This is a genomic window from Bacteroidia bacterium (assembly GCA_023228875.1).
Lineage (GTDB): Bacteria > Bacteroidota > Bacteroidia > NS11-12g > UBA955 > JALOAG01.
The window spans coordinates 1-7,717 of the sequence record JALOAG010000035.1 but is presented as its reverse complement, the minus strand read 5'-3'; the positions used below and the strand labels follow the sequence as shown (position 1 = coordinate 7,717).

The following is a 7,717-nucleotide window of genomic DNA, read 5'->3' as shown; positions in this document are numbered from 1 at the left end:
ATGCCGGAGCCGTCAAAACAGTTATTATTGGAGGCAAAACCATTGAGTTAACAAAACAACTGGAGGTCAACCCATTTGAGGCCAAAGCGAGAGAGCAAAAGCAAGGGGTTATATGGACAATAGCCGAGGCCCTTAAAAACAGCCCTAACGGCCTGACAAAAGCCGAGGCGTTAACTATTTTGGTCAACTGTTTTGACCGACCTGTCAAGTCGCTTGCGTCAACCGTTAACGTCCAACTGCCTAGCCGACTAAGCAAGGACAAAGGCTTTATTATTAAGTCTGTCAAAGGCGACGACGGCCAAACCCGCTATTTTTATAAGGGAGTCGCCAAACCGACCGACGACAAATAAACAAGGCCGGCAACAACCAAAGGGACTATTTTTATAGTCCCTTTTTTTATGCCTTATTTTGCCCTGGTCTTTGTCCTGCAAAGGGCCGCATTTTGTCGGCCCTTTTTTGTTGCCTTTGTTTTGCGGCTCCTGTTTTGTTTATGGCCTTTGTCGCTGCCTTTGTTATATGCCTTTGCCTATTGCCTTTGTCCTTACAATATGCCTTTTTTTATGCCTTATTTTTGGGTAGCCCTTGCGCAACTCAAAAGCATTATGCAACTTGAGCGCAAAGCGCAAAGGGCAAAATGCCCTGTTTTGCAAAAAGCGCAATTTAAGCCCGTTTTTTGCCTTATTTTATGCCCTGCTTTGCCTTGCTATTGTCTTTGTTTTTTAAAGCTAAAAACCAATGTTAAAACGACAAAAAAAGCTATTTTTTGACTATTTGCAAACGTCTGTTATGCAAGGTCAAAAATATGCTTTGTCGCTGCCTTTTGCCTTTTTTATTTGTCAAAATAATAAGACAAGCGCAAAAGGCTTTATTTTTATGTTTAGTACTTATGTTTGCCAAAAAGCAAGGCCAAACGGCTTTGACTTTTTGACTTGTCTAGTCGAACGGCTATTTTATGCCGTTTTGTCAGTTGACTATGTTTTTGGTCAAAGCCTATGTTTAGGCACAACAGGCGGTACAACAAACCGACCAGGCGGCCTGTAGAAACTCCGAGATAACTCCGAGATAACTCCGAGATAACTGGGAGATAATTTGAGTTTTTAATTTTTAAATATAAACGCTATGAAAATGTCAATTGAAGTAAAAAATGTGGTTGCTGACAAAAAAGCAACGTTTAGACCATTTGTGGAAACTGAAAGTGGGAAAGAACAAGCCATTATTTTGCGCAATGAGAAATATTTGCGTGAAGAGAAACTCAGAAGGGCAAAAGAAAGAGAAGCCCAAAAGACCCTTGAGTGGGTATTTGTAAACGAACAAGGAATACGAACCGCTGTTTATAAATAACTATGGAAAAGCTGGTAAGAAAACATGTGTTTGCCTATTGGCAAATATATAAGAAGAAAAACAAAAAAGCGTCTTATGATGATATAGACGCGATGGCCTATTTTATGCGTATTGCAAAAGAACATATTTTGCATGTGCTGCGTCCAGGTATGGTTATTGTATATAACAATGGGTATGAAAATGCAAAAAGCACAATTATATCCATAGACCGACCAGGCGAGAAGATCCTAACAGAGGATATGCTTATTGATGTTGATGCCGTATATTACGTGGCAAACAACTAAGCGAACAACCAAGCGATCAACCAAGCTGTATTTTTTAACTTTAAATTAAATGCTATGAAAGTTATGATGGTAGAATTGACAGATGAACAAGCAAACAGTTTGTCAAAACAAATTGAAAGCACATTGCGTGACAATTTGGACTTTGTATTGGGAATGTTGAATATGTTTCCAGGATATAAAATTGAAAAGGAAGATTTGCTTGCCTTCTTTGAAGAGCAGTTTATGCCCGGTGTATGGGAAACTGGATTGGAAGAATATGTTGGTGCAACTACAACCGAATTGCTTTTCGATTTGTATATTTGTTTCCGCTTTGAACAAAGTCCAAATTATAAATCTGAGAACGACCCAATCATAAAGGCCCTTGTACAGGATGGATCCAAATGGCTTAAATAAGGCAAACTGATGAGGATTGAATATCCGAAACCGGATGAGGAAAAGCATCCGGTCTTTGTCAAACTAAAAACAAAAAGCTATGGAAAAGTTAACTGATAAAGAACTGATCCAAAAATTGGATTGGCTCAAAGAGCAAAAAAGACAAGCTTATATAATGGATGGAAGTGGTGATTGTGGGCCAATGATAGAACAAGCATTTGCCGCTGACTTTGAAGCCACCCATGAAGAACTTGCCAAACGGCAATTGATTTGTCAATGGTGCGGAAACATTTTATGTGATGCACAGTTATTTAATAATGTTTGTTTTCAATGTGGCAAAGGGCCATTTAACAAGGAAAAGAAATAAGCTATGAAAACGAAAAGGAATTTGATGGTCTTATGGCCCGCAGAGTTTGAGAAGAGCAAACCTGTAAAAAACACAGATTGGAACAGCGGTACAATCTTGTATGCTCCGCAATTTATATTTGATGCCCCTTTGATTAAGAAAGGGTATGGAATAAGATCATATGTTTGGCTAAACTAAAACAGCATAAAGATAAAAAAGGGGAAAGCCATGAAAAAAGGATATAAAATGTATGAAGTTTACGAAAGTAACTTTGCAAAGCTAAAGACAATACATGATGATATATTGTCCAGATTTGAAAGGTGGTGTCAGGGTGTCAAGTTTTGCGGATACGGGAACGGATCCTATTATAGCAAATTTGTATTTTTTGCTGATCCAAACCAGTTTGAACAGATAAAGAAGTATGTAAAAAATAATTATAATGTTGTAATTGTATAAATGCAAAAAGCTATGAAAGTAAATGGATTTGAAATTTATGCAGAAAAGGATCAGTCTGTGATCAGTAGTACACTCAGACCGCAAGATTTGATCCCTGCCTTTTTACATGTAATAAAGGATACGCCAGAGTACCGTTCCTTTTGGTTTAACTACCCCGAAGTGGTTGAGGTAATGGGCGTAGAAGATGATCCTAGATGGGAATCGGAAGCGGTTCTTGATTTCTTAAATGAGAGGTTGATGGATATAATGGCAAAGTATGCACCAGACGGATATTATTTTGGAAGTCACCCAGGCAATGGTAGTGATTTTGGATATTGGGATGGGCAACTGCTCGATTAAATCATTTGATTTGGAACTAAAACCGGATCCGGTTTCTAGATAATAGAATTGTACTTGAACGCAGTACATTGATACTTTCAACGGAAAGTAGATATGGGCTTGCGCCTGGGTGGGGGTTTGTGCATAAACTCCGAGATAACTCCGAGATAATGTGCACCTATAAACTCCGAGATAACTCCGAGATAACTGGGAGATAACACAACAAATTGCATTCACGTTAATTTTATTGGGTTGAACAGCAAAAAACATCAATAAATATTTGTTTTCTTGCAAGGGACAGCCCTATATTTAGAGAGTTATTTAATTTAATTTTTAAATTTTAATTTTGAAGCTATGAACAAGCAAATTGAATTGGAAAAATTGGCAGCAGAGTTTGGTGCAATCGATGTCCTTACCATCGCAAAGGACACCAACGAACAAATTGCAGCAGTAATGCTGAAGAATGAAGATCCTACTGAAGAGGAAATTGTAGAAATTATGGAGTTGTTGCGCAGCAGTTTACCAGATAATGAAAAAATAATGTACGTTGTGCGGACTACTCCGCTTTTGGATCAGGATGGGCCTATGCGCCCGTATTTTTTCGATGCCACTTCCAAAATTCTGGCAAAATGGATAAACCCAACAGAAAGGATGTTGGGCGCAACAGATTTATTTGCCGATGCGTACGCAAAAGCTAAGTTTTTTTTGGGTATCGGATCAGGGGAGAGGCTACCTGGTTTGGATCATATCCAAGTCCGTGCGAAAATTGATATGTTGCGCCACATTGTAGCGTTGACAGTATTCGCAAAACAAATGGATTTATCTTTTGTTTCGAAAGAACATGAATTCTCAAATCGATTGGCCTTTTGTCCTGTACAAGCGAAGCTTGACAAGGAACTATTTGGGCTGTTTGCAAAAATTGAAACTTGTTTTGTTGATCAAATAAAAGGGCAAGACAAACAGCAAAAGGAATTAGCTGATATTATGTTTGTCCTTATCCAAGAAAACAAAGAACAGATTTGTCAATTTGCCGAAACAATAAAAGGCATTATTGGGCACAATTTTGTCAAGGAAGTATTTGCCCAAGTATTTGAAAAAATGGTAGAGTTGCCCAGAGAAGAACGGATTTGGGTACCATTTAATAATGTCCGGTATGCTCTTGAAAAATTGGATATGGATGATACTGGGGCATTATTTTTTGCAATGACAACCGCTGCCATCAAAATGGGGATGGGATTTGCAATGAATGACCAGGCAAACTGATGAGGCTTGAATAGCCGAAACTGGATCCTGCAAATGGATCCAGTCTTTGTCAAAATAAAAATAAAAAGCTATGGATTGGAAAAAATTAACAGAGCAACTGCTGGCTATGTATGAGGAAAGTCCTTTGCAATGTGATATGCAGATCACAATGCTGCTTAGTGGCCCGCATAGAAAAAAAATGCGTCAGGAATATATGAAATTCTTGACTGGAAATGACCTGCCAATATCTAAATGCGGGGTAACCACACTTACAAAAGAAATCTTAAATTATAAGCTATGAAAAATCTAATTGAGAGTCCGTTTAAGTTGGATGAAATTACATTCGAGGATATTAAGAAACACATGGATGATTCTTACAACCTCATCTATATTGATTACAATGACAACTTGGATGAAAATGTTGGTTTACTCCAGGATTGCATAGAAGCTGGGACTTTAAATCCTATTTATGATTCTGTAGAAGATTGGGGAGAGTGGGAATCTGTATGTGATGTAAAATCTGAGCTTAATGATAAGCTACAAAATGAATATGACTTACGTCCCTCAGAAGTTGATTATCTTATGGAGAAATTCAAAGATAATATCGAATCACACATTTACGAGAATGATAAGTCTACTCCGGTAAAAGATCTTTTATCAAATACCTCAAAACAGGTAATGTTTTATGATACAGGTTATGAGGTAGAGAGTGATTCGTGGAGTTGGAGTGATGCCCGTATCCGAAAAGAGCGTATGATTATCAAGCATATTTTAGGAATAAAATCATCTGAATACGATGATAGAATTGATATGATGATACGTCAAGCATCGTATGGTGGGCAACTGGTTGTATATTTCTACGATGATGTAGAAGATTATATCCCTGAATCAATTGAAAATGATTTTACACAGATTGGATTTAAGGACGCATCAATAGCTATCATAGACGTTGGAGGAGGTTCTGGTGATGATACCAGCCTGAAAGGCCATTCATTTTCTTTACCGTTTAAGCGGGAGAACCTGATAATTGATGAGACTATAAAGTACAATTATTCATTCGCAGTTTGTGGAATGTGTTCAAATTGGTGTGATAATACAATTGTCAATTTATCTTCCGAGCCTTGCCAAAAGGAATGTGAAGTGAAGGTTAGTCCCATTATTGCTCACAAAGGTGTAGAGCAAAAATACAATGAGGTGTTTAAATCTGGTAAATGCTCTGCTGGGGATATGGATATAAATAGGCACCGTAATGTTACCTATATTAACAATTTCCCTTGTGGCAATAAGTGTATGGATTGTGGAACTTTTTGGGTTGACTAATATTTAAAAACACATTCGCAACGAATGACCAGGCAAACTGATGAGGCTTGAGTAGCCGAAACCGAATCCATTTGCAGGATTCGGTCTTTGTCACAATTTAAAACAAAAAGCTATGAAAGACTATTTTGATGCGTATAAGGAAAGAATACAAGCAGTTCATGAGGAACTGATGTCAAAAGCAAAGATCCTAACTAATTCAGGATATGATGTTTATATCCCCGATGAAGAAATGATTACTTTTATTAAAGTAATTGACGAAACGCACAGTACGCAATGTACTGTTCTGTGGGAGGAAGTCCCCTATCGCTGGATAATAAATATAAGCATTGTTCCTAGCAATGAAAAGGGCAGTTCCTTTAATTTGACCGAGCAAGGGGAACCATATAATGTTCGACAAATAATAAAAGCAATGAAGCCCTATACAGACAAAGATGGACGCAGGGTTTCCATTGATGTTTTGGTAAAGCGAACAAAAACATATCTCAAAAAATTTGAACTATGAAAAAAGAACATTTATTTTGGTTGGAAACCAACGAAGCCTGCCAAGAAAGCATGGATTGGATTGCGGAAAATAATATCCAATCTCTCGAAGAGGCGTGGAACGCCTGTGAGAGAGGGGAGTGGCTACTTTGGCTTGCCCAAGAATTGCGAATCAATAAACGCAAGTTAGTGATGTGCGGTGCGCTATGCGCACACACAGTAGTAGAATATATGGAAGACTCAAGAAGCAGAAATGCTGTGCGTATTGCCTTCTTGTGGGGCCGTGGCAAAGCCACGGATGCACCGCTGAAGGCCGCAAGGGAGGCTCGTGCTGCTTCTTACGATGCTACTGCTGAAAGGAATGCTGAAAGGAATGCTGCTTGGGCTGCTACTTGGGCTGTTGAGGGGAATCCGGAAAGGGCTGCTGCTTGGGCTGGTAAGGCGGGTGATATAAGCACCGAGAAGAAGACAGCAAACATTGCAAGGGAATTACTAACCGAGGAAGTAATGAATGCAATTCGAGCAATTGATTTTGTTTGCCACGGCACTTATACTATTTCCAATGCGTGTGGGTATGAAATTCAAATCTCCAATGATGGGGAAGCTGCTCGTATTCGGGACAACGGAAAAATAACTGACTGGCTGCCTATTCAATTTTGCTATGATGAAGAAGAGCAAACTGTTGGCATTATTGATCCGGAAGGATACAACATTAACCTGGACGGTGTTTTAAAAATTTAATAACTTTGGACTATGACAAAAGAAGAAAGACAAGAAGTCTTGTATACCCGCCTATTGCGGAAAACAGATTTATACCAGCTTGGAAAAACGCTGGTACAGGCCACGAAGCCATTCCCTGACAAGGAACAAAAGATGGCAATTCGAAGACAAATTGTATATCCTATTTTGCAGGATGCAAAAATTATCCCGCAAGGATATGTTCTCTCCAGAAAGAAAGAGAAAGTCTTGATCACCTATGGCTATGATTTGATGAAGCAAGCCATTGACCAATACATTGAAGACTTAAACGCATAAAGCTATGAATAAAGAAGAAGCATTGCATTTGTTGGAAGGAAAGTCCTTCTCCGACAAAAGGAAAAGAGAATACTACAGTGCCATTCAAGCATTGAAAAATCCCGGAACAAAAGTTCGTTGTGGGAAACGTGCATATTCCGGAAAGTACAGCACAACAATTAGTTGGTTACATGATGTGAAAGCATTGTTTGCCCGTTTGGGCTTTACCAACTATGTGTATGGGAACGATGCCCCCAGAGGTGGAAGACAGGGCGATTATATTATCGTACATTAAACGCAAAACTATGAAATCAACCATTGAAAGATTATTGGAAGTCGCCAAAGAACGGCTCCCAAAAGACAACTATACCAAACTCTTGGAAGAGTTGGTTGTCACTGATAAAAGCAAAGAACGCATGATTGTTTCCTATTTGGCAAATGAGGCAGCTTGGATAGAAACTCTGACGGAGGATCTTTTGAACGTCTATGTATTTCCTATGGGGATGGATTCTTTTTTGGAATGCTTTTTTGAAGTTTCGGCTAC

General features: G+C 38.7%; 17 protein-coding genes. All 17 read left to right on the top strand.

All coding sequences use genetic code 11. The annotated features are described in order from the left end of the window. Positions 1-350, top strand: a 350-nt coding sequence (locus M0R38_12525; protein ID MCK9482559.1) for a hypothetical protein, incomplete at its 5' end; no start/stop codon positions are given. 385 nt (positions 351-735) lie between these two features. Then, complete coding sequence (locus M0R38_12520; GenBank protein ID MCK9482558.1) at positions 736-1,041, top strand: hypothetical protein; 306 nt, start codon at positions 736-738, stop codon at positions 1,039-1,041. A gap of 78 nt (positions 1,042-1,119) precedes the next feature. Next, the gene (locus M0R38_12515; protein MCK9482557.1) at positions 1,120-1,341 is read left to right on the top strand and encodes a hypothetical protein; all 222 of its coding nucleotides are present in this window, start codon (positions 1,120-1,122) and stop codon (positions 1,339-1,341) included. A gap of 2 nt (positions 1,342-1,343) precedes the next feature. Next, positions 1,344-1,625 (top strand): hypothetical protein, encoded by a 282-nt coding sequence (locus tag M0R38_12510; GenBank protein ID MCK9482556.1) that lies wholly within the window; start codon positions 1,344-1,346, stop codon positions 1,623-1,625. A gap of 54 nt (positions 1,626-1,679) precedes the next feature. Further along, complete coding sequence (locus tag M0R38_12505) at positions 1,680-2,018, top strand: hypothetical protein (protein ID MCK9482555.1); 339 nt, start codon at positions 1,680-1,682, stop codon at positions 2,016-2,018. Between the two features lie 79 nt (positions 2,019-2,097). Next, a complete protein-coding gene (locus M0R38_12500; GenBank protein MCK9482554.1) occupies positions 2,098-2,364 on the top strand; it encodes a hypothetical protein in 267 nt (88 codons plus the stop codon). A 3-nt stretch (positions 2,365-2,367) separates the two neighbouring features. Next, on the top strand, positions 2,368-2,541 hold the full coding sequence (locus tag M0R38_12495; GenBank protein MCK9482553.1) for a hypothetical protein: 174 nt from the start codon (positions 2,368-2,370) through the stop codon (positions 2,539-2,541). A 30-nt stretch (positions 2,542-2,571) separates the two neighbouring features. Then, positions 2,572-2,799, top strand: a complete 228-nt coding sequence (locus tag M0R38_12490) for a hypothetical protein (protein MCK9482552.1) — start codon at positions 2,572-2,574, stop codon at positions 2,797-2,799. A 57-nt stretch (positions 2,800-2,856) separates the two neighbouring features. Then, positions 2,857-3,138: a hypothetical protein gene (locus M0R38_12485; protein ID MCK9482551.1), complete on the top strand. Its 282-nt coding sequence runs from the start codon at positions 2,857-2,859 to the stop codon at positions 3,136-3,138. Positions 3,139-3,471: 333 nt separating this feature from the next. Continuing rightward, on the top strand, positions 3,472-4,380 hold the full coding sequence (locus M0R38_12480; GenBank protein MCK9482550.1) for a hypothetical protein: 909 nt from the start codon (positions 3,472-3,474) through the stop codon (positions 4,378-4,380). Positions 4,381-4,450: 70 nt separating this feature from the next. Further along, entirely contained in the window at positions 4,451-4,660 is a 210-nt protein-coding gene (locus M0R38_12475; GenBank protein MCK9482549.1) for a hypothetical protein, read from the top strand. Beyond that, complete coding sequence (locus M0R38_12470) at positions 4,657-5,679, top strand: hypothetical protein (protein MCK9482548.1); 1,023 nt, start codon at positions 4,657-4,659, stop codon at positions 5,677-5,679. The genes M0R38_12475 and M0R38_12470 overlap by 4 nt, the downstream gene beginning before the upstream one ends. Positions 5,680-5,791: 112 nt before the next feature. After that, complete coding sequence (locus M0R38_12465) at positions 5,792-6,181, top strand: hypothetical protein (protein ID MCK9482547.1); 390 nt, start codon at positions 5,792-5,794, stop codon at positions 6,179-6,181. After that, complete coding sequence (locus M0R38_12460; GenBank protein ID MCK9482546.1) at positions 6,178-6,900, top strand: hypothetical protein; 723 nt, start codon at positions 6,178-6,180, stop codon at positions 6,898-6,900. Before M0R38_12465 ends, M0R38_12460 begins: the two co-directional genes overlap by 4 nt. A gap of 12 nt (positions 6,901-6,912) precedes the next feature. After that, complete coding sequence (locus M0R38_12455; protein MCK9482545.1) at positions 6,913-7,194, top strand: hypothetical protein; 282 nt, start codon at positions 6,913-6,915, stop codon at positions 7,192-7,194. Between the two features lie 4 nt (positions 7,195-7,198). Continuing rightward, positions 7,199-7,468, top strand: coding sequence for a hypothetical protein (locus tag M0R38_12450; GenBank protein MCK9482544.1), 270 nt, complete (start codon positions 7,199-7,201; stop codon positions 7,466-7,468). A gap of 10 nt (positions 7,469-7,478) precedes the next feature. Next, positions 7,479-7,717 (top strand): hypothetical protein (locus M0R38_12445; GenBank protein ID MCK9482543.1); only part of this gene is annotated, 239 nt, incomplete at its 3' end.